This is a genomic window from Methylobacterium sp. E-065 (assembly GCF_022829605.1).
Classification (GTDB): Bacteria; Pseudomonadota; Alphaproteobacteria; order Rhizobiales; family Beijerinckiaceae; genus Methylobacterium.
On the sequence record NZ_JAKSYD010000204.1, the window covers coordinates 1 to 23,464 of the forward strand.

At 68.9% G+C, this 23,464-nt stretch carries 20 protein-coding genes; 5 read left to right on the forward strand and 15 right to left on the reverse strand.

Translation table 11 applies throughout. The features are described 5' to 3' along the window. Positions 1-69 precede the first annotated feature (69 nt). Positions 70-639, forward strand: coding sequence for a cyclase dehydrase (locus tag MKK84_RS24840; RefSeq protein WP_243924705.1), 570 nt, complete (start codon positions 70-72; stop codon positions 637-639). Here MKK84_RS24840 and MKK84_RS35990 read toward each other — a convergent pair. The 3 genes from MKK84_RS35990 to MKK84_RS24850 form a co-directional block, all read right to left on the reverse strand. Further along, positions 629-1,183 carry a hypothetical protein gene (locus MKK84_RS35990; RefSeq protein ID WP_409566541.1) on the reverse strand — a complete coding sequence of 185 codons (555 nt, stop codon included), beginning with the start codon at positions 1,181-1,183 and terminating at the stop codon, positions 629-631. The genes MKK84_RS24840 and MKK84_RS35990 overlap by 11 nt on opposite strands. Positions 1,184-1,402: 219 nt before the next feature. Next, complete coding sequence (locus MKK84_RS35995; RefSeq protein ID WP_409566542.1) at positions 1,403-2,422, reverse strand: lactonase family protein; 1,020 nt, start codon at positions 2,420-2,422, stop codon at positions 1,403-1,405. 7 nt (positions 2,423-2,429) lie between these two features. Next, a complete protein-coding gene (locus MKK84_RS24850) occupies positions 2,430-3,725 on the reverse strand; it encodes an MFS transporter (RefSeq protein WP_243924709.1) in 1,296 nt (431 codons plus the stop codon). Between the two features lie 278 nt (positions 3,726-4,003). On the opposite strand from MKK84_RS24850, the gene MKK84_RS24855 reads away from it, so the two are divergent. Then, complete coding sequence (locus MKK84_RS24855; protein WP_210025778.1) at positions 4,004-4,696, forward strand: GntR family transcriptional regulator; 693 nt, start codon at positions 4,004-4,006, stop codon at positions 4,694-4,696. Between the two features lie 198 nt (positions 4,697-4,894). Here MKK84_RS24855 and MKK84_RS24860 read toward each other — a convergent pair whose 3' ends face one another. From MKK84_RS24860 to MKK84_RS24915, 12 genes are all read right to left on the reverse strand, one after another. After that, a complete protein-coding gene (locus MKK84_RS24860; protein ID WP_243924710.1) occupies positions 4,895-5,701 on the reverse strand; it encodes an amidohydrolase family protein in 807 nt (268 codons plus the stop codon). Positions 5,702-5,763: 62 nt separating this feature from the next. Beyond that, entirely contained in the window at positions 5,764-7,692 is a 1,929-nt protein-coding gene (locus MKK84_RS24865) for a TRAP transporter large permease subunit (protein ID WP_243924711.1), read from the reverse strand. A gap of 4 nt (positions 7,693-7,696) precedes the next feature. Beyond that, positions 7,697-8,698, reverse strand: a complete 1,002-nt coding sequence (locus MKK84_RS24870; RefSeq protein ID WP_243924712.1) for a TRAP transporter substrate-binding protein — start codon at positions 8,696-8,698, stop codon at positions 7,697-7,699. Between the two features lie 381 nt (positions 8,699-9,079). Further along, positions 9,080-10,387 carry an MFS transporter gene (locus tag MKK84_RS24875; protein WP_243924713.1) on the reverse strand — a complete coding sequence of 436 codons (1,308 nt, stop codon included), beginning with the start codon at positions 10,385-10,387 and terminating at the stop codon, positions 9,080-9,082. A gap of 70 nt (positions 10,388-10,457) precedes the next feature. Beyond that, positions 10,458-11,630: a CaiB/BaiF CoA transferase family protein gene (locus MKK84_RS24880; RefSeq protein WP_243924714.1), complete on the reverse strand. Its 1,173-nt coding sequence runs from the start codon at positions 11,628-11,630 to the stop codon at positions 10,458-10,460. 42 nt (positions 11,631-11,672) lie between these two features. Next, the gene (locus MKK84_RS24885; protein WP_243924715.1) at positions 11,673-12,461 is read right to left on the reverse strand and encodes an enoyl-CoA hydratase; all 789 of its coding nucleotides are present in this window, start codon (positions 12,459-12,461) and stop codon (positions 11,673-11,675) included. Next, positions 12,410-13,855, reverse strand: a complete 1,446-nt coding sequence (locus MKK84_RS24890) for an MFS transporter (RefSeq protein WP_243924716.1) — start codon at positions 13,853-13,855, stop codon at positions 12,410-12,412. The genes MKK84_RS24885 and MKK84_RS24890 overlap by 52 nt, the downstream gene beginning before the upstream one ends. 13 nt (positions 13,856-13,868) lie before the next feature. Then, positions 13,869-15,212 (reverse strand): MFS transporter, encoded by a 1,344-nt coding sequence (locus tag MKK84_RS24895; RefSeq protein WP_243924717.1) that lies wholly within the window; start codon positions 15,210-15,212, stop codon positions 13,869-13,871. Positions 15,213-15,282: 70 nt separating this feature from the next. Continuing rightward, positions 15,283-16,662, reverse strand: a complete 1,380-nt coding sequence (locus tag MKK84_RS24900; protein WP_243924718.1) for an MmgE/PrpD family protein — start codon at positions 16,660-16,662, stop codon at positions 15,283-15,285. A 5-nt stretch (positions 16,663-16,667) separates the two neighbouring features. Next, positions 16,668-17,471 (reverse strand): class II aldolase/adducin family protein, encoded by an 804-nt coding sequence (locus tag MKK84_RS24905; RefSeq protein WP_243924719.1) that lies wholly within the window; start codon positions 17,469-17,471, stop codon positions 16,668-16,670. An 87-nt stretch (positions 17,472-17,558) separates the two neighbouring features. Continuing rightward, a complete protein-coding gene (locus MKK84_RS24910; protein ID WP_243924720.1) occupies positions 17,559-18,344 on the reverse strand; it encodes an IclR family transcriptional regulator in 786 nt (261 codons plus the stop codon). 113 nt (positions 18,345-18,457) lie between these two features. Then, the gene (locus tag MKK84_RS24915) at positions 18,458-19,351 is read right to left on the reverse strand and encodes an amidohydrolase family protein (RefSeq protein ID WP_243924721.1); all 894 of its coding nucleotides are present in this window, start codon (positions 19,349-19,351) and stop codon (positions 18,458-18,460) included. Between the two features lie 338 nt (positions 19,352-19,689). Here MKK84_RS24915 and MKK84_RS24920 point away from each other — a divergent pair, with 338 nt between their 5' ends. The 3 genes from MKK84_RS24920 to MKK84_RS24930 are packed head-to-tail and all read left to right on the forward strand — an operon-like array spanning position 19,690 to position 23,450. Beyond that, positions 19,690-20,946, forward strand: coding sequence for an alpha-hydroxy acid oxidase (locus tag MKK84_RS24920; RefSeq protein ID WP_243924722.1), 1,257 nt, complete (start codon positions 19,690-19,692; stop codon positions 20,944-20,946). A 21-nt stretch (positions 20,947-20,967) separates the two neighbouring features. Beyond that, a complete protein-coding gene (locus tag MKK84_RS24925) occupies positions 20,968-21,948 on the forward strand; it encodes a 2-hydroxyacid dehydrogenase (RefSeq protein WP_243924723.1) in 981 nt (326 codons plus the stop codon). A gap of 32 nt (positions 21,949-21,980) precedes the next feature. Then, positions 21,981-23,450 carry an MmgE/PrpD family protein gene (locus MKK84_RS24930; RefSeq protein ID WP_243924724.1) on the forward strand — a complete coding sequence of 490 codons (1,470 nt, stop codon included), beginning with the start codon at positions 21,981-21,983 and terminating at the stop codon, positions 23,448-23,450. Positions 23,451-23,464 lie beyond the last annotated feature (14 nt).

Below are 23,464 nucleotides of genomic sequence, written 5' to 3' on the forward strand. Positions count from 1 at the left end.
TGGTAGGAGGCACCCGCCACCACCGCAGCCACGACACGCTCGCGCAGGTCCACAGACAGGGGTGAAGGCATGAGCAAGCTCCTTCACCCACCAACGCGCCACCCGCAAACCCGTCGCAACCGGCCCGGGACCGGCTCTAGGGAGCTTGCCCAAGGATTGGGTTGGTTCTCGATCGGTCTCGGGCTTACCGAGGTGGCGTGCGGCGGCGCCATCGCGCGCTGGCTCGGAATGCCGCGTTCGGCACCGATCATCCGAGCCTACGGCATGCGCGAGATCCTGCAGGGGGTCGGGATTTTAGGCGCCAGCGACCCGACCCCGTGGATCTCGGCACGCGTGGCCGGGGACGCGCTCGATATCGCCACGGTGCTGCCCGGGCTTGAGGACCATAATCCGCACAAGGACAACGTGCTGGTCGCCCTCGTGGCTTTGGCCGGCGTCACCGCGGTCGACGTGATCTGTGCGCGGGGTCTATCGGAAGCCCCCCTCGCTCCGTCCGAGAAGGTCCGACGCGATTATCGCCGCCGCAGCGGCTTCCGCCGTCGTACGGAGGCGATGAGGGGGGCGGCACAAGACTTCCAACCGCCGCTCGATATCATCGGCCCGGAGGCGATGCGTCCCTGGACCCTGATCAACGCCTGAGGTCGGAACGATGGCTGGCCTGATCCCACCCGCCCTCGAACAGGCATCGGGCGTGCTCGTCATGGGCCTCGTCCTCGCCGACATCTTCCTGACGGTACTCTACGCGCGCATCGGGACCGGCCTGATCGCGGACAGGATCGCCCATCTCACCTGGGCGATCTTCCGCTCCGCCGCCAATGCGGCCGGACGGAAGAGGGCCGCCGTGCTGTCCTTCTGCGGCCCGGTCATCCTTATCGTCTACGTCCTGCTCTGGGCCCTGGGGCTGACCCTCGGGGCCGGCCTGATCATCCACCCCGCGCTCGGCGTGACGGTTCGGGCGAGCGGCGGCGAGACGCCAGCCGACTTCATGACCGCCCTCTACGCGGGCGGCAGCAGCATTGCCATCGTGGGGGCCAGCGACTTCAAGCCGGTCACCGACAGCTACCGCGTCCTCTATCTCGTGAACTCCCTCGTCGGCATGTCGGCGACGTCCCTGGTCCTGACCTACGTGATGCAGGTCTACAGCGCGCTTCGGCAGCGCAACGCCCTCGGGCTGAAGCTGCATCTCCTGACGGGCGAGAGCACCGATGCGGCCGAGCTCCTGGCACGGCTCGGGCCGCAGGGACAGTTCAGTTCAGGCTACACCCACCTGGCCGACCTGGCGGCTTCCATGTCAGAGATGAAGGAGGCACACCATTTCTATCCGGTGCTGTTCTACTTCCGCTTTCGTCAGCCCTTCTATTCGGTTTCGGCACAGGCATTCGTCGCCCTCGACACGGTGTCGCTAATCCGCAGCGGTATCGGAGACCGTCAGGCGGCATGGCTGAAGGAGACCGCCGCCGTCGACGCGATCTGGCGCGTCGCCATGCTGCTCGTGGTCACGCTCGAGACGACATTCGCGCGCGGAGACCTGCCAACGCCGGCCGACGTTAGCAGGGGCGAAAGCGAGGCATGGCGCACGCGCTTCACCGAAGCTGTCAGGCACCGCGATGCTGTCGTCGCCACGGTTCGACACGTAGAGCCAGCGCCCGCACGGGGTCAGCGCAATGCCGGCGGCGTGGCTGGTCTTGAGGCAGCTGGGCGGCAGCGTGGAGACGACCTCGAGCGGCAAGAGCCGGCCACTGCCCGCCTCATAGGCGAAGCGGGTGACCGTCGAGTCGAGCTCGTTCGCCACGAAGAGGATGGTGCCGGAACGATCGAAGATGGCATGGCGCGGCCCGGCGCCCTCGCGGCCGGGTGGCGGTCCGTCCGGAGTGAGTGCGAGGCGGCCGTCATCGCGTCCGACGGCGACGACGAACACCCGGTCCAAGCCTTTGTCCGGCACGATGACCCGGTCGCCGGTCGGGTCCAGCACGACCTGGTGGGGATGAGACCCCGTCTGCTGGGTTCGATGCGGGCCCGTCTGACCCGGCAGTTCGAGGCGCTGGTCCACGCAGCCGAGCGTGCCGTCCGCGCGGATCGGCAGGCGCGCGAGGCTCCCGGTGGCATAATTCGCGACGAGGAGCGAGCGCGCGTGTTCGTGGATCAGGAGGTGGACGGGGTTTAGCCCCTCGGTCGCTCGTGTGCCGAGGAGCGAAACGGCACCGTCCCGCGCGACCGCGAAGGCGCTGACGCTCTCTCCGTCGCCGTGCACGGCGTAGAGCCGATCCGCCGCTCGGCTCAGGGCGAGATAGGACGGGTTGGTCAGACCACGCAGCACATGGCGCAGCTCCCAGGTGCCGCTGGGCAGGACCGCGTAGACCGACAGACCCTCGCCGCGCGCCTTGCGCTCGACCGTCGTGCGTGATCCGACGAAAGCGAACATGATGGCCTCAGATCCGCTGCGACAGGGGAGCGACCTCGGACTCGGCTTCGGATCGCCGCGCGCCGATCGGCGTGCGGGTGAGCGTCAGGACCGAGGCCGCGCCGCAGATGAGGAGGGCACCGGCGACGTAGAAGGCGCCGTCGTAGCTGCCCGTCGCTTGGATGACGTACCCGGTCACGATCGGCGCCATCAGCCCGAAGACGTTGCCGCCGACCACGACGAAGGCCATGGCGACGCCGATATCGCGTGGGTTCGGCAGCAGGTCGTTGACCAGGGAGAACGTCAGCGACGTCGTCGAGGCGATGCCGGTCAGGGATACCGCGATCAGCGCCAGGATCAGCCACACGGCGTCGACGAAGGGCGCGAATAGGACGGTGGCCGCGAGCATCATCGTGGACGCGATGACGTACCGGCGCCGACCGCCACCGACCTCGCCCCGCATCATACGATCGCTGAGAAATCCGATCACGATGCAGAGCACCACGGCCACCGTGTACGGGATCGCGGCGTAGAGACCGGTCTTGGCGATCGTGAGCCCCTTGGTGGCCTGCAGATAGCTCGGCAGCCATGTCAGGAAGAGGTACTGCGAGTAGACGTTGCAGCCCATCGTCAGGGCCAGCCCCCACAGCGTCGGCCCGGATGACAGCATACCGATCAGGCCCGTGCGGTTGCCCGCGGCCGCCGTGTTGCCGGTCCGCTCGGCCAGGATCTTGGCCCGCTCAGGCTCGCTCAGCCAGCGCGCGTCCTCCGGGCGGGAGAAGAAGCTGAGCCAGCAGATCAGCCAAAGCAGCCCGATCGCCCCGGCGGCGAAGAAGAGCGCGCGCCAGCCGAAGTGCTCGATGATGGGACCAGCCACGAGCGCGCACAGGGCAGGCCCCGCGTAGGACCCGCTGTTGAAGGCCGCGTTCATGGCCCCACGCTCGCCGGCCGGCATCCATTCGCGAATGACGCGAGCGCCCGCGGGATTGCTCGTCGCCTCACCCGCCCCCATCGCGAGACGTGTCGCGAGAAGCGAGGCGAAGCCGGTCGATAGGCCGGTCGCCGCCGTCGCCAGCGACCAGAGCGTGAGCCCGAAACCCGCGATGCGCTTGGCACCGAACCGGTCGACCAGCAGGCCCATCGGGATCAGAAACAGCGCGTATGTCCACAGGAACGACGAAAATAGATACCCCAAAGAAACCGGATCCAGCCCGTATTCCTTCGCGATCGGCCCTGCAGCAAAAGATAACGTTACGCGATCAATATAATTGATCATTGCGAGCGCGAACAGGAGCAGCGCGATCCAACCTCGCCTGAACGGCATGTCTACTCCCGAGTGATGTTTCACTTACTCCAGGCCCGCGCGTTACGGGCCGGATCGTGCAGGGCGGCGACCTTCTGTGTGTCGCTCTCGTTTGGCGTACCGGGTCGAACGGCCAGGAATGGAGGCCCGCAAATCCCGAAATGGCAGGACCACACTCGGAAGGCTTCACGGGCCGCTGCACGCGAATCCAACCAGTGCCCGTCAATTCATATACAATTGTATACGGTTGAGTCCAGCGCGAGGCGACGTTAGGGTTCGAGGCGGGAAGCGGGAGTGTGATGGAGGGGCAACTGCGGTCGGAGGCTGAGAAATCCTGGCTGCCCGGAAGTCCAGGTGGTGACCGGCCGCTGAGCCGCCGCGCCTACGACGCGATCTTCACGGCGATTCAGGACGGTCAGCTGGCGCCGGGTTCGCTCGTGCGCGAGGCAGATCTGACCACGTGGCTTGAGATGAGCCGCACGCCGCTCCGGGATGCCCTGCAGCGCCTGGAGGCGGAGGGACTGCTGAGCATGCAGTCGCATCGCGGCATCCGGATCGCGGCACTGGATCAGCAGCAGGTCTCGGAGCTGTACACGGCGCGCGAATGGGCCGAGGGCGCCGCGGCCTCATTGGCCGCGCGGTACGCGACGCCGGTCGACATCGCGCGGATGCGGCATATCCTAGAACAGGAGCGCGCTTCTGCGGCCGATCCCGTGGCCGGCGCACGGCACAACCGCGATCTTCATCTGACGATCCACACCTGTGCCCGGAACCGGTACCTCGCCGAGCATCTCAGCTCCATGGCGGCCCTGTTGGCGCTCGTCGGCAACACGCGGCGGCGCAACGCGAACCGCGTGGTCGAAGCCGAGCAGGAGCACACCGCGCTGGTGGCGGCCATCGCGGACGGCGACAGTCAACGTGCGGAGGCCAGCGCCCGTCAGCACATCCAGGCCGCGCAGCGAAACGTGCTGACCCATTGGGTAGGCGCCTGAGTTCGGGGCGATCCCCGGAGAGGATGGAGTTCGCGTCCCTGCCCGATCCGCGCGCCTGAAGCTCCGTAAGGCGACGGTCGACCCCACTCCGGCCTTTCCGTCCCGGGGGACGGGGAGGGAAGACCGTTCCTCACCCCGGAGGCCGATGGTGCGGTGGACCAATCCATCGCGACCGACGATGCCGCCCTGTCAAGGCGCTCAAAAGCCGAAGAGCGCATCCGGGTTGTCGACCAGAATGCGCCGACGGTCAGCCTCGTCGGAAACCCAGGAACCAAACAGTTCTAAGAGGTCGCTCGTGTTGGGCATCCCGCTTCTCAACCCAACATGCGGCCAGTCGCTCCCCCACAGGAGACGATCGGGTCTGAGCGCGAGGAGGGCCTCCACATAGGGGCGAAGCTCCGGATAGTGCGGGCCTCCCTGAGACAGGCGATAGGCGCCCGACAGCTTGACCCACCCCGTCCCAGCTTCGATGAGGCGCCGCAGGGCCTGGAACCCCGGCTGCTCGAGCCCCTGCTCAGGCGCGAGAAACCCCATGTGATCGATCACCACCGGACAAGAGAGCTGCCGCAGGCGCGGCTCCAGCTTCACGAGGTGCGCGGGCTTCAGCAGAAACTGGAGGTGCCAGCCCATCTCGGAGGCCCGGGCCGCGGCCCGCTCGATCCCGGACGGTTCGAGACCGCCCGGATGGGCCATGATGAAGCGAATGCCGCGCGCGCCTCGCTCGTGCAAGGCACGCATCTCCGCCTCGGAGGCATCCGGACCGACCACCACGACCGCGCGCATCGGTAGCCCGATTGCGGCGCCCTCCTCGAGCTGGTCACGGTTGTCGAGGCCGAAGACGCTCGCCTGGACAACGACGATCCGCTCGATGCCGAGTGCGTCAAACAGCCGGCGCGCGCTCGCAGCCGCGGCTTCCGGCGGCGTGTAGTCACGCTGCGGCACGAGTCGCTCGAGGCGGTTCGGACCGAAGATGTGGAAATGCGTGTCGGTCGCGCCAGGCGGCATCCGGAAGGTCGGGGGACGCACGTCCGGATCGGGGGCGAGGCAGGTATCGTCCGTCATGGGGCTCAGCGCGATCCGACGAGGTTGGGCAGGGCGTGGGTGAACCAGGGTATGAACGCCACGGCGAGCACGCCGAGGACGAGCACGATGAGGTAGGGGATCATCGCCCGGCTGGCCGCCTCGATGCGGCTCTCGGCGACGGCGCATGCGATGTAGAAGCCAATGCCGATCGGTGGGATGAAGATGCCGATCCCCATCGCGAGGATGATGACCATCGCGTAGTGGATGCTGTCGATCCCGTACTGGCCCGCGATGGGGATCAGCAGCGGCCCGAGGATGATCAGCGCCGGTAGCCCTTCGAGCAGCGATCCGACCACGACGAGCAGCGCGAGCGAGCCGATCAGGAACGCCGCCCGGCTGTCGCCCAGCGCGTGCAGGAGCGAGATCAGGGCGACCGGCAGGTTCGCTGCGGTGAGCGTCCAGGCGAACGAGCCGGCCGCGGCGATGATGAAGAGCACCATCCCGGACAGCACCCCGCATTCCACGACGATCCGCACGAGATCGCGCAGCCCGAAGGCGCGGTACACGCCGCAGGCCAGGATGAGACCGTAGAGCACGGCGACCGCCGATATTTCCGTCGGGGTGGCGAAACCGAAGCGGATGCCGACGACCATCAGGACCGGCATGACGAGCGGCAGCGTGGCCGCCCCGGCCGCCAGGGCGAGTTCGGGTCCGGTCGCGCGCGGCATGCGCGGTGCCCCTTCACGCACGGCCAGGACCCAGTTCAAGATCATCAAAAGAACGGCGATCACGGCCGCGGGTAAGAGGCCGGCGATGAACAGTGTCCCGATGGAGATCGGCGCGACAGAGCCGAGGACCAGCATCGCCAGGCTCGGCGGGATCGTCTCCGACATCGCCGCAGAGGCTGCCAGGACCGCCGCGCTCCGCTCGGGCCCGTAGCCCTGTTTCTTCAGCTCGCCTCGCAGCACCGAGCCGACCGCGACGACGTCGGCGACCTTCGATCCGGAGATGCCGGACACGAGGTAGATCGTCAGGACGACGACCTGGAGCAGACCGCCCCGCAAATGGCCGACGAGCGCCATCGCGAAGCGAACCAGCCGGAGGCTAATCCCGCCGCGTTCCATGATGAGGCCCGTCCAGATGAAGAACGGCAGGGTCAGCAGGATGAAATTGCCCGTCCCGTCGACGGTGTTCTGCGCTGCTGCGATCAGCGGCGCCGTGCCGGTCAGCTGGAGGAAGAACAGCGAGCCGAGCAGCATCGCAAAGCTGACCGGTAGACCGAGGAGGACGGCGGCGAAGAACAGGACCAGCATCAGGCCGAGCGCCGCCTGTGGACCGGGGCGCGGGATGGCCGGCAGCGCGGTGATGGCGAGCACGATCGAAACAGTGACAGCGACGCCGGACAGCGTGCGCCAGGCGAGGGCAGGGCGGTAATCCGTCGCGAACCGCTCGATCGCAAACAGGACGACGAGCCCCATACCGACGCTGAGCGGTACGACGAACCACGCGGCGCTAATCTGCAGGATCGGGGTCGTGGACAGTGCGGTGATCGATAGAAGGTCGAGGGAGACGTAGCCGACCGTGGCCGCGGTCACGAGGACGAGACCGTCGATCGCGATCGCGACGGGCTCGCGCCAACCGGGCGGCAGCAGCTGGCGCACGAACTCGACGGTGGTGTGATGCTTGGCCCGGTAAGCTAAGGCGCCCCCGATGAAGGCAAGCGTCGTCAGGCAGAGCTTGGCTGCCTCGTCCGCCCACAACAGGGACAGATCGATCGTCGAGCGGGCGGTGATGTCCCAGAGGATGATCCCGAGTTCGCCGACGAGCGCCACGACCAGGAGGGTGCGGCAGAGCCACTCGACGAGGTCGAGCCCTCGACCGTACAGGCGGAGCGCGGCGTAGGGCGACAGGGCGAGCGTGGTCGGTGTCCGCTCGATCGCACCGCGGGCCAGCGCGGGCTCTCCGGCGGCCACGGGGCTAACCCTTCCTGACCTCCTTCATCACGGCATCGACCAGATCCGGCCCGATGATGTCGCGGAACTGCTTGTACACGGGCTCGACCTGCTTGCGGTACGCGTCTTGATCCACCGGCAGGATCGCCAGGCCCTTCGCCTTGAAGCGTGCGGCGGTCTCGTCGGTCGCCGCCGCGATCGTGGTGCGCCAATCGCCCGTCAGATCTTGCGCCGCCGCCCTGATCGCGCTTCGCGCTTGCTCGGGCAACGCGTCGAGCTTGGCCTTGCTCGCCATGAGGACCCCGACGTTGTAGACGTGATTGGTCGTATTGATCGTTCGCACGACCTCATCGTGCTTGCCGGCCGCGACCGAGATCATCGGCGTCTCGATAGCTTCGATCGTGTGCTGCGATAGCCCGAGATAGACTTCCGTGAGGTCGATTGCGATCGGGTTCGCGCTGAGCGTGCGGAACATCGCCGCGAAGATCGCGCCGGGTTGGACGCGGATCTTGAGCCCCTTGATATCAGTCGGCTCCGGCACCTTTCGCTCGACGGTCGATACGACGCGCCAACCCCAGTGTCCGTAGGACAACCCGTAAATGCCCTTGGCGGGCATGAGGTCGAGGAGTTGGCCGCCGATCGGCCCGTCCAGGACGCGCTCCGCGCTCTTGGCATCGGGGAAGAGGAAGGGCAAGTCCACCACTTGAAACCGTGGGAAGAGCGGCCCGATGAACCCAGAGGTGTGCGCACAAAGATCGATGATGCCGGTCTGCATGCCGGTCATGATGTTGGTGCCGCTGCCGAGCTGACCGATGCTGAACACCTGGATTTCTACAGCGCCGTCCGTCCGTTTGTTTACGTTCTCGGCAAAGCGCTTCAGCACAGCGTAAAGCGGATGCGCCTGCGTGTCGGCGAAGGTGAGCTTCAGTGTGTGGGTCGGTGTTGCGGCGAAGCCCGATCGTGCCAGGAACGGCAGAGCTACCGGCGCGCCGAGGACGGCACCTGCGAACGTGCGGCGACTGATCAAGGACGTTCCCTCGTTCCCTAGGCAGGCCTATTGGCTGGCCAACCACTTGTTCTTCGGCCCATTTTTCTAGGCCGCGGATTGATCGCGAGGATGTCCCCGGCCGGGGTGCCCGTCAATCATGCCCTACAGGCAGCAATGTACATCGGGTGACAGTTGGCTCCTGAATTTTAGCCGCTGATCCAGCGGCGCATCGTTTCCTCTATCAATTGCTGGCTTGCGCGCCCCGCAACCATATTAGACCAGACCAAGCGGACCAATTAAGGTAATCAATCCTCAGCACCAGATGCTTGCATTCTATACGATAGTGTAGACTTTCCCCATAATGCCCGGACGAAACATCCAGACCTGCCAGATCGTTGGATCTAGGAGATAATTCCGCTCTCAGACAGGAAGCTCCTTATTCGCGGTCTCAGGAGCCATCCAGATTGTCGGCAAGCCAATGAGATAGATTAGCGAGATGATTGCCAGAGCTTCCGGATACGATCCTGTCACGACCACGAGACTGCCGACGATCGTCGGCCCGAGAGCGCCTAGGATGCGCCCGAAGCTAAAAGCGAAGCCGGACCCGAAGGCCCGGCGGCGCGTCGGAAACAGCTCGGGCAGCCAGATCGTGTAGAGCGCGAACACCGCGTTGGTAAAGAAGCCGACGAGCGGCAGCAGCGCGATGAACAGCGTCACGCTGTCGAGCCAGACGGCGGCGCCGAGATAGGCCACGAGGTTGATGGTGAAGGCGCCGAGGAAGAAGGCCGTGGCCGTCCGGCGGCGGCTGCCGAACCATGTCGCGATGAACGGCATCGCGAGGCAGCCGATCAGCGTGCCGATGTTGGTGATGATCCCACTGATCGCCGCCACCTTCTGGGCGGCGGCGGGCGTCGAGCCGGCGGCAACGAGCTTGCTGATCACCAGGGTCGGTGCCCAGTAGGTCGAGGACCACAGGCCGAGGATGATGCAGGACATCATCAGCCCGGCCGCCCAGGTGGAGCGGCCCTGCGGCCCCGTGAACATGGCGGCGAGGCCCGGCTGATCAGGGCCGGACTCGGTCCGCGCCTGCTGTGCCCGCGGCGGCTCCTGCACGGTGGCGCGGATCGCCACCACGAGGAGGGCCGGCAGCACGCCCAGGAAGAACATGCCCCGCCAGCCGATCACCGGGGCGAGGAACGAAGCGGCCGCGCCCAGCAGCAGGCCGGTCGGCGTCGCGGTGTGGAGCCAGCCCGCGAGGCGCACGCGCTGATGCTCGCTCACCGATTCGTGGAGCAGCGGCGTGCCGGCCGCCCACTCGCCGCCGACGCCGAACCCCGCGCAGAACCGGAACACCGCGAAGGAGACAAGCCCGCCCGCGAGGCCGCAGAGCCCGGTGAACACCGAGTAGACGAGGATCGTCAGGCACATCACCTTCACGCGCCCGATCCGGTCGGCGAGCCAGCCCCAGAACATCGAGCAGGCCCAGCCGAGCATGAAGATCGAGAAGAAGTAGCCGCCATAGAGCGCGATCGTGCCGCGGGCGGGCTCTATGCCGCCGGCCGCGAGGAGGTCCGACACCGCCGGGACCAGCACGAAGATGTAGATGGCCGAGTCGAAGCCATCGAGCATCCAGCCCGCCCAGGTGATCCAGAAAACCCGGGTGCTCGATGTCATCCGTGCGGCTGTGGGCGTGCGGTCCGGGACCGCGGCGAGGCTCAAGCGGTCCATGGACGTCTCCGATCCGGCATGGTGTCCTCCCCTGATGGCCGCCCGGTCTCGGCGCCGGGCTGGCGGGTCATCAGATCACGCGCTTCTCCCGCAGGTCCGCCACCGCCTGCGCGTCGAAGCCGAAGGCGTTCAGGATCGCGTCGCTCTGCGCGCCGAGATCGGGCGCCGCTGTCCGCACGTGCCCTTCCGAGCGGGACATCCGGATCGGCTGGGCGACCAGACCGATGGGCCCGAGGCGCGGGTGCTCCACCGTCTCGGCCATGCCGAGATGCTGCACCTGCGGGTCGGAGAAGACCTCATCCATCGTGTAGACGGGGCCGCAGGCGATCTCGGCGGCGTTCAGGGCCTCGACCCACTGGGCGGCGTTCCGGGTCCGTGTCACCGCGGCGATCGCCTCGGCGAGGTCGTGGCGGTTGCGGCTGCGGGCCGGCTGGTCGGCGAAGCGCGGATCCTCGGCCCATTCGGGATGGCCCAGCACGCCGCACAGGCGCCGCCACATGGCCTCGCCGATCGGCGCAATGTTGACGTGTCCGTCGACGGTCGGGAACGCGCCCATCGGGCTCGCGGTCGGATGGTGGTTGCCGATCTGCGGCGGGACCTCGTGGTCCATGGTCCAGCGCGCCGCCTGGAAGTCGAGCAACGCGATCTGGGCCTGCAGCAGCGAGGTCTGGATCCACTGCCCCTGGCCCGACTGCTCCCGCTCTAGGAGCGCCGTCAGGATGCCGAGGGCGCAGTACAGGCCGGCGCTCGAATCGGCCACCGCGATGCCGGCCCGCACCGGCCCCCCGCCGACCTCGCCGGTGATCGACATCAGCCCGCCCATCCCCTGCGCGATCTGATCGAGGCCGGGGCGCATGCGGTAGGGGCCGTCTTGCCCGTAGCCGGAGATGCTGGCGTAGACGAGCCGGGGGTTCTCGGCCGCCAAATCCGCGTAGCCGATGCCGAGGCGGTCCTTCACGTCCGGTCGGAAGTTCTCGACGAGGACGTCGGCCGACCGGACGAGCCGCTTCAGCACGGCGACGCCCTCGGGGTGCTTCAGGTCGAGGGTGAGGCTGCGCTTGTTCCGGTGCAGGTTCTGGAAATCCGAGCCGTCGCGGTTGCCGCCGATCCGGTCGCCCCCGGGGGGCTCGATCTTGATGACGTCGGCGCCCCAATCGGCGAGCTGGCGCACGGCCGTGGGCCCCGAGCGCACGCGGGTAAGATCCAGTACCGTGAAGCGGCTCAGCGCGGTGGCAGAGGGCATGGGCGTCTCCCGGTTTCGCGTGACGTGGAGGTCGGGCGCCGCTCAGCGGCCCTTGAAGTTCGGCGGCCGCTTCTCGCGGAAGGCGATCGGACCCTCCCGGTAATCCTCGCTGGCGAAGCAGGCCTTGATCGCCCAGTCGATGGCGGCAAGCGCGTCCGGGCCGGGCTCGGTGGTGGCGGCGTCGATGGCGAGCTTGGCGGCCGCGATGGTCAGCGGCGCGTTGGCGGCGACGCCGGTCCCATAGGCGCGGACCTCCTCCTCCAGCGCCTCCCTGGGCACGACCCGGTTGATCAGCCCCATGCCGAGCGCCTCGGCGGTGTCGAACTGGCGCGCCGAGTAGAAGATGTCCTTGGCGCGCGAGGGCCCGACCACGTCGACGAGGCGGCGCATGCCGGCGTAGCGGTAGCCGAGCCCGAGCTTGGCCGCGGGAATGGCGAAGCGCGTGCCCTCGGCGGCGAAGCGCAGGTCGCAGGCCAGCGCCAGGGCGAGGCCGCCGCCGATGCAGTAGCCCCGCACCATGGCCAGCGTCGGCTTGGAGCAGGTCTGGATGATCGCGGTCGCCGCGTCGGCGGCGGCGTTGTAGGCCATCTGGGCCTCACCGGAGCCGCGCTTCGTCTCGAACTCGGAGATGTCGGCGCCGGACACGAATGCTTTCTCGCCCGCGCCCTTCAGCGCGACGATGCGGATCTCCGGATCCTCCGCAAGGCCGGCGATCGCTTCGGGCACGCCACCCCACATCTCGAACGTCATGGCGTTGTGCTTGGCGACATTGCTGAAGATCAGCCAGCCGATCGGCCCGTCCCGCTGCACGATGAGTTGGGGGTCTGCCATGGAATCAGTCCTCGGTTGGTTTGGCTGTGATCGTCACGGATCGGGAACCGGTCGCGCGCGTCGTCCCCGCCTGTAAGGCTTCCCGCGACCCGCTCCGGATCGAGGCTCGCGGTGCCGCCTTCCTTCAGGAACAGCGTCGTAATGAACGTGCAGGCGATGCAGGCACTGACGTAGTAGAAGAACAAGCTCTCGTAGCCGAGATGCTTGAACCAAAGGCCGACATACTCGGCGCTCCCGCCGAACAGGGATGTCGCCAGGGTATAGGGCAGGCCGACGCCCAGCACCCGCACGCTGGTCGGGAACAGCTCCGCCTTCACCACCGAGTTCACCGAGGTGTAGCCGGACACGATGACCAGCGCGATCATCAGGAGGGCCAACGCCGACCACGCGTCGTGGACGCGCGTCATCGCGGTCATCAGTGGCACGGTGCCCAGCGTCCCGAGCACGCCGAAGGCGAGCAGCAGGGGCTTGCGCCCGATCCGGTCCGACAGCGCCCCGAGCAGCGGCTGAAGCAGGGCGAACACGAACAGCGTGGTGCAGGAGACCAGCGTCGTCTGGTCCCGCGTCAGCCCCGCTGAGTTCGACAGGAAGCGGTGCATGTAGACGGTGTAGGTGAAGAACGCGACCGTGCCGCCGACCGTCATGCCGGCGACCAGCACCAGCGCGCGCGGGTTGGAGAGGAGCCGCAGGGTTGGCCGCTCGGGCAGACCCCTGCGCTTAAGCGCCTTGAACTGGTCCGTCTCGTCGATTTTCCGGCGCAGGGCGTAGCCGATGACCGCGCAGGCCGCCCCGATGGCGAACGGGATGCGCCAGCCCCAGGCGGCGATCTGGTCGGTGCTCAGGAGACTCCGCATCACGACGAGCAGGAGGGTTGCCAGCAGCTGGCCCGAGATCAGCGTCACGTAGTTGAAGCTGCTGAAGAATCCGCGGCGGCGGGGATCCGCGATTTCCGTCAGGTAGACGGAACTCGCCCCGTACTCGCCACCGAGCGACAAGCCCTGCAGCATGCGCGCGAGGAGCAGAACGGCCGGCGCCAGGATGCCGGCCTGCGCGTAGGTGGGGCAGACCGCGATCAGCAGGGAGCCCGCGCACATCAGGGTCACGCACAGGCTCAAAGCGGTGCGCCGCCCGTGCCGGTCGGCGTAGACGCCGAAGATCCAGCTTCCGAGGGGCCGCAGCAGGAAGCCCAGGGCGAAGATCCCGGCCGCGTTGAGGAGTTGCACGTTCGGCGAGTCGCCGGGGAAGAATTGCGGCGCGAAGTAGAGCGAGAACGCCGTGTAGATGTGCAGATCGAACCACTCGATCAGGTTGCCGACCGACCCGCCGAGGATCGAGGCGACGCGGTGGTGAAGGGCAGGGCGCGCCTCCCCGAGGGCGGTGTCCGTGGCGAGCATCGCGGATCCTCCGTTACCGTGTCGCAGAGGCAGCGCAGCGCCGCTCGAAGGCGGGGGCGAGCAGGGCCTGCACGCCCCCCAGGAAGGCGACTCCGGCCAGGAATAGGAGGCCGTAGGTGAAGTGCCCCGTCGCGTCCTTGATCCAGCCGACGAGGTAGGGGGGCAGGAAGCCCGACAGGTTGCCGAGCGCCGTCACCATGGCGATCGAGCCCGCCGCCGCCGGGCCGGGAAAGCTCTCCGTGTAGAGGGCGAGCGACGGGCCTTTCAGCCCGTAGATCCCGATCATCACCACGCAGATCGCGGCGAACTGCGCGAGCGGCTGGGCGAGCCAGACCGAGGCCGTGAGGCCGGCGGCGACCAGGAAGGTCATGGCGGCAGTCGGCACGATCCGGTCCGCGTGCCGGTCCGACCACCAGCCGCCCAGCACCATGGCCAGCGTGCCGAACGCGTAGGGGATCGCGGTCACGAAACCGGTCTGGGCGTTGGTCAGGCCGGCGGCCTTGATGATCTGCGGCAGCCACAGGCTCAGGCCGTAGCTCGCCGTCGTGACGTTGAAGAACAGGAGCGCGTAGAACAGCACCCGCGGATCGCGGATCGTCGCCCAGACGTTCCGCGCGGCGTGCGCCCGGACCGGCTCGGCGGCCAGCGTCCGGCGCAGCCAGTCCCGCTGCTCGCGGCTCAACCATTCGGCCTTGTCGGGCGTGTCGGTCAGGACGAACAGCAGCAGCACGCCGAGGACAACGGCCGGCAGCCCCTCGATGATGTACATCCACTGCCAGCCGGACAGGCCGAGCCACCCGTCGAGGCCGAGCAGCAGCCCGGAGATCGGCGCGCCGACGAGGCTCGAGACCGCCATGCCAACCAGCATGATGCCGATGCAGCGGGCGCGGTAGGCCTTCGGGTACCAGAGCGAGGCGAACAGGAGCAGGCCGGGGAAGAACCCGGCCTCCGCGACGCCGAGCAGGAACCGGGCGATGCAGAACGAGACCGGCCCGGTCACGAGCGCCATCCCGGCCGAGATGAAGCCCCAGGTGATCATGATGCGAGACAGCCAAATCCGGGCGCCGACCCGGCCCATCATCACGTTGCTCGGATACTCGAACAGGAAGTAGCCGAGGAAGAAGATCCCGGCGCCCCAGCCGTAGGCGGTGGCCGAGAGGCCGAGCTCCCGGTTGGCCGTCAGCGCCGCGAAGCCGACATTCACCCGGTCGATGAACGAGACCATGTAGGCGACGACGAGGATCGGCATGAACCGTCGGTTGATCCGGCGGATCGTGTCACGCTCCAGGTCCGTCACCGCGTCCGACCGCATGCCGTCCTGTACGGCGAGGCCGGCGGGGATTGCCCGCGTGTCCATGCGCTCTCCTCCCTGGAGGCCGCCGGCCGATCTCGCGGCTCTGGCGGGTGTGTTCTGGCGGCGCGGACGCCTAGTCCGGCCCCGGCGGTCCGAGCCCGAGCCGCGACACCGCCTCGGCCGGGGCCGTGTCGAGGGTCCGCAGGGTCGCGAGGAGATCGGCCGCTGCCGCCGCGCCCACGGCGGGCGCGGCGAGTTCGCGGAACTTGTCGGCCAGCTCGTCGTCGGTGAGCGGCGCGTCCGGGTCGCCCTTGCGGGTCGGCTGCCGCTGCGTGAGGCGGCGCCCGTCCGTCAGTGTGATGGTCACCACGGCCGAGCGCCGTCCCGGGAACGCGGCCTCGCACTCCGGATCGACCACCATCGCGACGCGGCGCATCAGCGCCTGGACCCGCGGATCGGCGAGGCGCTCCGGCGAGACCGCATCGAGCCGAACGCTGCCGTGGACCACGGCGCTCGCCACCGTGAAGGGCGTCGAGAACCGCCCCTCGAAGGGCGTTGCGACCGCGCGCCGGTCGGTGACGTCGAGGGCCGTCCGGTAGGTGCCGATGGTAATCGCCGCGATGGCGTCGAGGTCGAGATCCGGCCGCAGCGCCAGGGCGGCGTCGATGGCCGCGAAGGCGTGGCCGCAGCAGCCGTGGTTCTTGAACGTCATGGCGCAGATGTTGTAGCGGCGCCCCAGATCCTCGACGGCGCGCGCCCAGTCCGCGCCCCGGCTCATCGCGGCCCCGAACCCGGCCTCACCCTCCAGCACGTCGAGGGCGCCGGTGACGCCGCGGCTGGCCGCCAGGGCGGCGAGCGCCCCGGCCTCCGCGGCGTGCCCGGCATGGAGCGGCTTCGACATGGCGTCGGAGCGAAAGGCCTGCTGAAGCCCGGCCGCCATCGTGGCGGCGGTGGCCAGCGCGTGGGCCATGCGCCCGGCATCGAGGCCGAGCAGGGCAGCGGTCGCGGCGGCGGCCCCGAAGGTGCCGATCGTGCCGGTCGTGTGCCAGTAGCGATAGTGCGACGGCTGCACCGCCACGCCGATGCGCGTCGAGACCTCGTAGCCAATCACGATGGCGCGCAGCAAAGCCGCGCCGTCGGCGCCGGATGCCTGCGCGGCCGCGAGCGCCGCGCCGATCACCGGGCAGCCGGGATGGTAGATCGCATCGCGAAAGATGTCGTCGAACTCGATGATGTGCGAGGCGGTGGCGTTGATCAGCGCCGCCGTGCGTAAGGGCCCTCGGCGCCCGGTGCCGTACACCACGGCTCCGCCTTCCGCCCCGAACTCGTCCGCGAGCGCCGCGGCCAGCAGGGTCGCGGGCGGGAGCTGCGCGCCCGGCAGGAGCGCGGCGAACCAGTCGATCAGGGCGCGCTTGGCGTGGTGCAGTACGTCCGCCGGCAGCGATCGCTCGCACTCGGCGGCCGCGTAATCCGCCAGCGCCTCGATCACCGTGCCGGGGTGAGCCGCGGTCACGGCGATCAATCCCGGTAGGTCGGGTCGATCCGGTCGAGTTTGCGCAGGAGCGCCGGCCATTCGAGCACGCCGAACGGGCGGCGCACCTCGGGCCGGTAGAGGTGGTTGGTCTTGGCGATGACCTCATCCGACGGCAGGACGAGGTCGGTGCTCGCCGCCATCGCCATGAGCTGCGCCTTGCAGGCGAGTTCCGCGCGGTAGATGTTGCTGAAGGCCTGCGGCACGGTCGGCCCGACCACAAGCAGGCCGTGGTTGCGCAGAATCATCAGGTCGGCCTCGCCGAGATCGTCCACGATGCGCTTCTGCTCGTCGAGATCGACCGCCACGCCCTCGTAATCGTGGTAGGCGACGGTCGAGAAGCGCATCGCCGTCTGGGTCATCGGCAGGAGGCCGCACTTCATGGCGGAGATCGCCATGCCGGCTGGTGTGTGCGTGTGGATCACGCAATCGACCTCGTGCCGGGCACGGTGGACCGCGCTGTGGATCACGAAGCCGGCGCGGTTCACGCCGTAATCGAAATCGGGCTTGTCGACGATGTTGCCGTCGAAATCGATCTTGACGAGGTTCGAGGCCGAGATCTCCTCGTAGAGCAGCCCGTAGGCGTTGATCAGGAAGTGCTCCGGCTCGCCGGGGACGCGAACCGAGATGTGGTTCGCGATCATGTCGGTCATGTCCCAAAGCGCGACCAGCCGGTAGCAGGCCGCGAGGTTGACCCGCGCCTCCCATTCCTTGGGCGAGACCCGATCGCGCATCGAGGGCAGGTCGAGGTCGTAGCGCTTCCCCTGAAGCTCGGCGATGCCGCTCGTCATCCGCTCCTCCCGTCTGTCCGGCGCGGGTCCCGCGGGATCCGGCGCATCAGCGTGCGTTGACCGGAGGGTCGCTTACTTCCAAAAAATTTACAACCGTGAATTTTTAGGATCGGCGAGAGGCGGCCCGACGATGGTGCGCAGGCTCGCGAGGATCCGCTCCCGGTTCGGCTCGAGCCGCGACAGGGGGCCGGCGACGCCGAGGACGGTGGCCCGCCCGTCGGCCATCTTGGGTGCGAGCACCGCCATGGTCCCGGCGCCCTCGGTCACCTGATTGGCCGACCACGCGAAGCCGGCGGCGCGGACCTCCTGGAGGCCGTCCCAGAAGGCATCAAGGTCCAGCGTCACCCCGGCGCGCCGGTCGAGTTGACGGACGAGGCGGGCGATCGCGTCGCGGGACTGGTGCGCCAGCAGCATGCGCCCGGCGGCTGTGGAGTGGATCGGCCGGAACGTGCCGGGATGCAGGTGATAGCGCAGGAGATGGCGCGCCTGGACCACGTGAATGTACTGCACGTGGAGGTCGTTCTGCATCCCGAGCACGACGGTCTCGCCGGTCGCCTCCTGCAGCGCCTCCATCAGGCGGATCAGCACCCCGTCGCGGAACACGCAGGCCTGAACCCAGGCGCCCAGCATGGCGACCCGCATGGTCGGGCTGTAGGTGCGGCGCTCGAAGTCGTACGAGAGATAATCGAGGGCGAGTAGGCTCTTGAGCAGGGCCAGGGTGCTGGAGGCCGGGTAGCCCAGCGCCAGGGCGATCTCAGTGAGCGATTGCGGGCATTGGACGCGATCGAAATGCTCCAGCACCTCGACCACGCGGCGGGCCGACTTGACGGCCGCGCCCTGCGCCTCGGGCGGGATGTCCGCGCGCAGGGTCACGAGGGCCGCACCGCGCTGCGATTATTCACATCTATGAAACGCATGATCCGGCCTGTCCGCCCGCCGACCAGCCGTTGATACCGGAAGGCGCGGGGTCCCGGTAGCATCGCCGCTCACGGGAAGCCGTAGAGCGCGGCCGGGTTGTCCACCAGGATGCGGCTCAGGGTTTGGTCATCCGTCCAGCGCCGCAGCGCCCGCAGGAGATCCACATCCGACGGGACGCCCCGGTCGGTCGCGCCGCCGAAATAGTTGATGTGCGGCCAGTCGCTGCCCCAGACGAGCCGCTCCGGATTGGCCGCGATCAGGGCGGCCGCGAAGGGGTCCACGTCGTCGTAGGGGGGACCTGCCACGGTGAGGCGGTCCGCCCCCGAGATCTTGGTCCAGGCCACCCCGTCCGCCACCAGCCGGCACAGCCGTGCGAAGCCCGGATCGTCGATGCCCCGGGCCGTGCTCATGCGGCCCATATGGTCGATCACCACCGGCATGCCGCAAGCGGCCAGCGCCGGCCAGAGCTCGGGCAGGTCCGGCGCGTGCAGCCAGGCCTGGAGATGCCAGCCCCGCGCCTTCAGCCGCGGCGCGAGCGCCCTCAAAACCTCCAGCCCCATGCCGTTGCGGTAGACCTGATGGCCGTCCCGCCGGAACAGGTTGACGCGCACGCCACGCACGCCAGCCGCCGTCAGGGCATCGAGTTCGGCCTCGGTGACGCCCTCGGCCAGGACCGCGACGCCGCGCAGGCGGTCGGGGGCCAGCGCGAGTGCATCCAGCATGGCGCGGTTATCGACCCCATAGGCGCTGGCGGTGACGATCACGCACCGCGCGAGACCCATGGCGTCGAGCTGACGCAGCAGGGCCGCGCCGTCGTTCTCCGGCGGTGTGTAGCTGCGGTCCTCCGCCAGGGGGTAGCGGGCGTAGGGCCCGAACACGTGGGTGTGGCTGTCGCAGGCGCCGTCCGGCAGCGCGAAGGTCGGCGGCTCGGGGACTTTCGGGGCGAGGCAGTCGCGGCTCATCGGCGTCCTCCGGCTTGACTCCGGCGCCTTTGATGGCTCGCCTCGGATGCGGCCGCAATGCACGGATATGAATTTTTTGATGCAGCCTCGGCAGCGCCGAGGGAAAAGCCGGCTTCTGTCTACAACGAACCGTCGATCAGCAAAGATTCGGCTCTGTTACAGGTACTGACGCCCAAACGGGTGTCCCGCTTCGTCATTCGCCGCATGCCTCGACGGCGCCGGGACGCCTGCACCTATAGACAGCGGGCAGCCAATCTTACACACTTGTGAAGTACGGGCTCAGACTTGGCTGTCTTGCGGGCGTCGGGACAACCGGCCCAGCACCGAACGGAAGATCGATGGCGTCAGGCGCCCAGAAACTGCCCGGCCACACGGAAGCGATCCCCGGCACGGCGGCCACCGAGACGGCCGCCGGCACGCGCCGGCGCGGCAAGCCCGTCGCGCTGGCCCTGGCGGATTACGAGGCGGCGGCGCGGCGACACCTGCCGCGGCCCGTGTTCGGCTACATCGCGGGCGCCGCGGAGACCAACGCGGCGCTCGACGACAATCGGCGGGCGCTTCGGGAGGTCGGGTTCGTGCCACGGGTCCTGGTTGGGGCCGGGGCGCGCAAGGCCGCCACGACGCTGCTCGGCCGGGACTATGCCGCGCCGTTCGGCATCGCTCCGATGGGCCTGAGCGCGCTCGCCGCCTATCGCGGCGACATCGTGCTGGCCGCGGCCGCGCGGGCGGCGCGGATGCCGATGATCATGAGCGGCTCTTCCCTCATCCGCATGGAGGACGTGATCCCGCACAACCCGGACGCGTGGTTCCAGGCCTACCTGCCCGCCGAGCCCGACCGGATCGCGGCCCTGGTCGACCGGGTGGCGAAGGCGGGCTTCGGCACGTTGGTCGTGACCGTCGACACCGTGATTTCCGGCAACCGCGAGAACATCACCCGCACCGGCTTCTCGACGCCGCTCCGGCCGAGCCTGCGGCTGGCCCTCGATGGGCTCTCGCGCCCGCGCTGGACCGCGGGCACGTTCCTGCGCACGCTGGTGCGCCACGGCATGCCGCATTTCGAGAACTCCTACGCGGTGCGGGGGGCGCCGATCCTGTCCGCCTCGGTGCTGCGGGATTTCGGCAACCGTGACCACCTGTGCTGGGACCACCTGCGGCTGGTGCGAGAGCGTTGGCGCGGCCGGCTCGTCATCAAGGGGATCATGGCGGCAGCCGACGCCGTCGTGGCCCGGGATCTCGGGGCCGACGGCGTGATCCTGTCGAACCATGGCGGCCGCCAGCTCGACGCGACGGTCTCGCCCTTTCGCACCCTGCCGGCGGTCGTCGCGGCGCTCGGCGGCACGATCCCGGTGATGATCGACAGCGGCTTCCGCCGCGGCACCGACGTGCTGAAGGCGCTGGCGCTGGGCGCCGCCTTCGTGTTCGTCGGACGGCCGTTCCTCTACGCCGCCGCGGTCGGCGGCCAGCCCGAGGTCGAGCGCGCGATCGCGATCCTGAAGGACGAAGTCGTCCGCAACATGGGCCTGCTCAGCGTGAACACCCTGTCCGAACTCGGACCCGACCGCCTGCACCGGATCCCCGTCGGGCCGACCCCGTGAACCTCCGAGGCGGCGAAGCACATGAGCAGTGAAGCATCACGGGACAAGGCGGACGAGCTCAGGCCGGACGTGCTGCTGGCGATCGACCTCGCGGCCTTCGCCCTCGACCGGCTGCAGGCGCACTTCACCGTGCACCAAGCCCTCACGCCCGAGGCCCGCGCTGAGGTCGCCGCGCGGGCGGGCGAACGCATCCGGGCCATCGTGACGAACGGGACGACGCCGATCCCGGCCGGCCTGATCGACGCGCTGCCGGATCTCGGCATCATCTGCGCGCAGGGCGTCGGCTACGAGGGTGTCGACCTGACGGCGGCCCGGGCGCGCGGGATCGTCATCACGCACGGCACCGGCACCAACGCGGCCTGCGTGGCCGATCACGCGCTGGGCCTGTTCCTGGCGGTGCTGCGCGACATTCCGCGGTTCGATGCCGCCGTGCGGGCGGGCCGCTGGCGGGAGGGCGGGACCGCCCGGCCGGGGGCGCAGGGCAAGCGCGCCGGGATCCTGGGGCTTGGCGGGATCGGCAGCCGAATCGCCCGGCGCTGCGCCGGCTTCGACATGGCGGTTCGCTACCACAACCGCCGGCCTGTCCCTGACGCGCCGTGGGACTACGCGTCGAGCCTGGGCGATCTCTGTGCCTGGGCGGACGTGCTGTTCGTGGCGCTGCCGGGCGGCGCCGCGACCCGCCACTGCGTCGGCCGCGCGGCCCTCGACGCCCTTGGCCCTACAGGCTTCCTCGTCAATGTCGGGCGCGGCTCGGTCGTGGACACCGAGGCCCTGATCGAGGCCCTGGGGGCGGGCCGCCTCGCCGGGGCGGCCCTCGACGTGATCGAGGGCGAGCCTGCGGTGCCGGAAGCCCTGTGCGCGCTGCCGAGCGTCGTGCTGTCGCCCCACATCGCCGGCCGCTCGCCAGAGACTCTGGAGGCGACGATCAATCAGGTCGTGGCCAACCTCGCCGCTTTCTTCGCGGGCGAGCCCGTCCTTTCGCCGATCCCCGAGCGCGCCTGAGCCGCGCGCTGCACGAACCGCCCGGAGTCCCGATGTCACCGAGAACCAATCCGATGCAGGCGAGCCGCCGGGCCCTGCTGCGCGGCGCCGCCGCTGCCATCCTGGGAACCGCGCCGTTGCGCGCCCTGGCGGCCACAGGCACGATCAGTCCGGTCATGGCGAAGCTCAGCGCCTACATGGCCGAGGCCGGGGACCGGGCCTTGCCAGACGCGGTCGTCGAGGCGGCCAAGCACCACATCCTCGACACGTTCGCCGCCATGGTGTCGGGCTCCGGCCTGCTGCCGGCCAAGGCCGCCTACAACTTCGCGGCCTCTTACGGCGGTTCGGGCGAGGCTACCCTCGTTGCTGCCAAAACGACGGCCGACCCACTCGTGGCAGCCCTGGTCAACGGCATGCTGGCGCATTCGGACGAGACCGACGACTCGAACGAGTTCTCGCAATCTCATCCGGGCGCGCCGATCGTGCCGGCGGCCCTTGCCGCCGCCGAGAAGTTCGGGATCGACGGAACGCGCTTCCTGCGCGCCGTGACGCTGGGCTACGACGTCGGCCCGCGGGTCACCCTCAGCTTCGACGCGATCCCGTTCCGCAACACCAGCCACAAGAGCACCCACGCTATCGCGGGCACCTTCGGGGCCGCGGCCGCCGCCGCCTGCGCCGCCGGGCTCGACGCACAGCGGATGCGCTGGGTGCTTGACTACGCGGCCCAGCAATCCTCCGGCATCGGCGCCTGGACGCGCGACACGCAGCACATCGAGAAATCCTTCGTGTTCGCCGGCATGCCCGCGCGCAGCGGCCTCACCGCGGCGCTGATGGTGAAGGCCGGATGCACCGGCATCGACGACATCTTCTCGGGTGCCGACAATTACTTCCTAGCCTACGCGCCCGATGCCCGCCTGGATGAGCTGACGGCCGAACTCGGCGCGCGCTACGAGATCGCCCGCACCAACATCAAGAAATGGACCGTGGGCTCCCCGATCCAGGCGCCGCTGGATGCCCTGAGCAACATCCTGCAGCGACGTCGCATCGACCCCGAAGCGGTGACCTCGGTTGCCGTCCGCGTGGCCCACACCGAGGCGCGGGTCGTCGACAACCGCGACATGCCCGACATCTGCCTCCAGCACATGGTGGCGATCATGCTGCTCGATGGGACGGCTTCGTTCCAGGCGGCGCACGATAAGGACCGCATGGTCGATCCGACGGTCCTACGTCTGCGCACCAAGGTCCGGCTGATCCCGAGCGACGAGCTGGAGCGCCTCGAACCGGCGCGCGCTGCCATCGTGGAGATCGTGTTGAACGACGGGACGGTGCTGACCGACAAGGTGCTCGCGGTCCGCGGCACGGCCGACAACCCAATGCCGCGCGCGGAGGTGATCACCAAGTGCCGCGACTTAATGGCGCCGGTCCTCGGCGCGGACAAGACGTCCCGGCTCATCGAAGCCGTCCTCGCCCTCGAGACGGTTGGGACTATGCGCGATGTCGCGGCCTTGCTGCGCCTGAGCTGAGCGAACCCATGAGC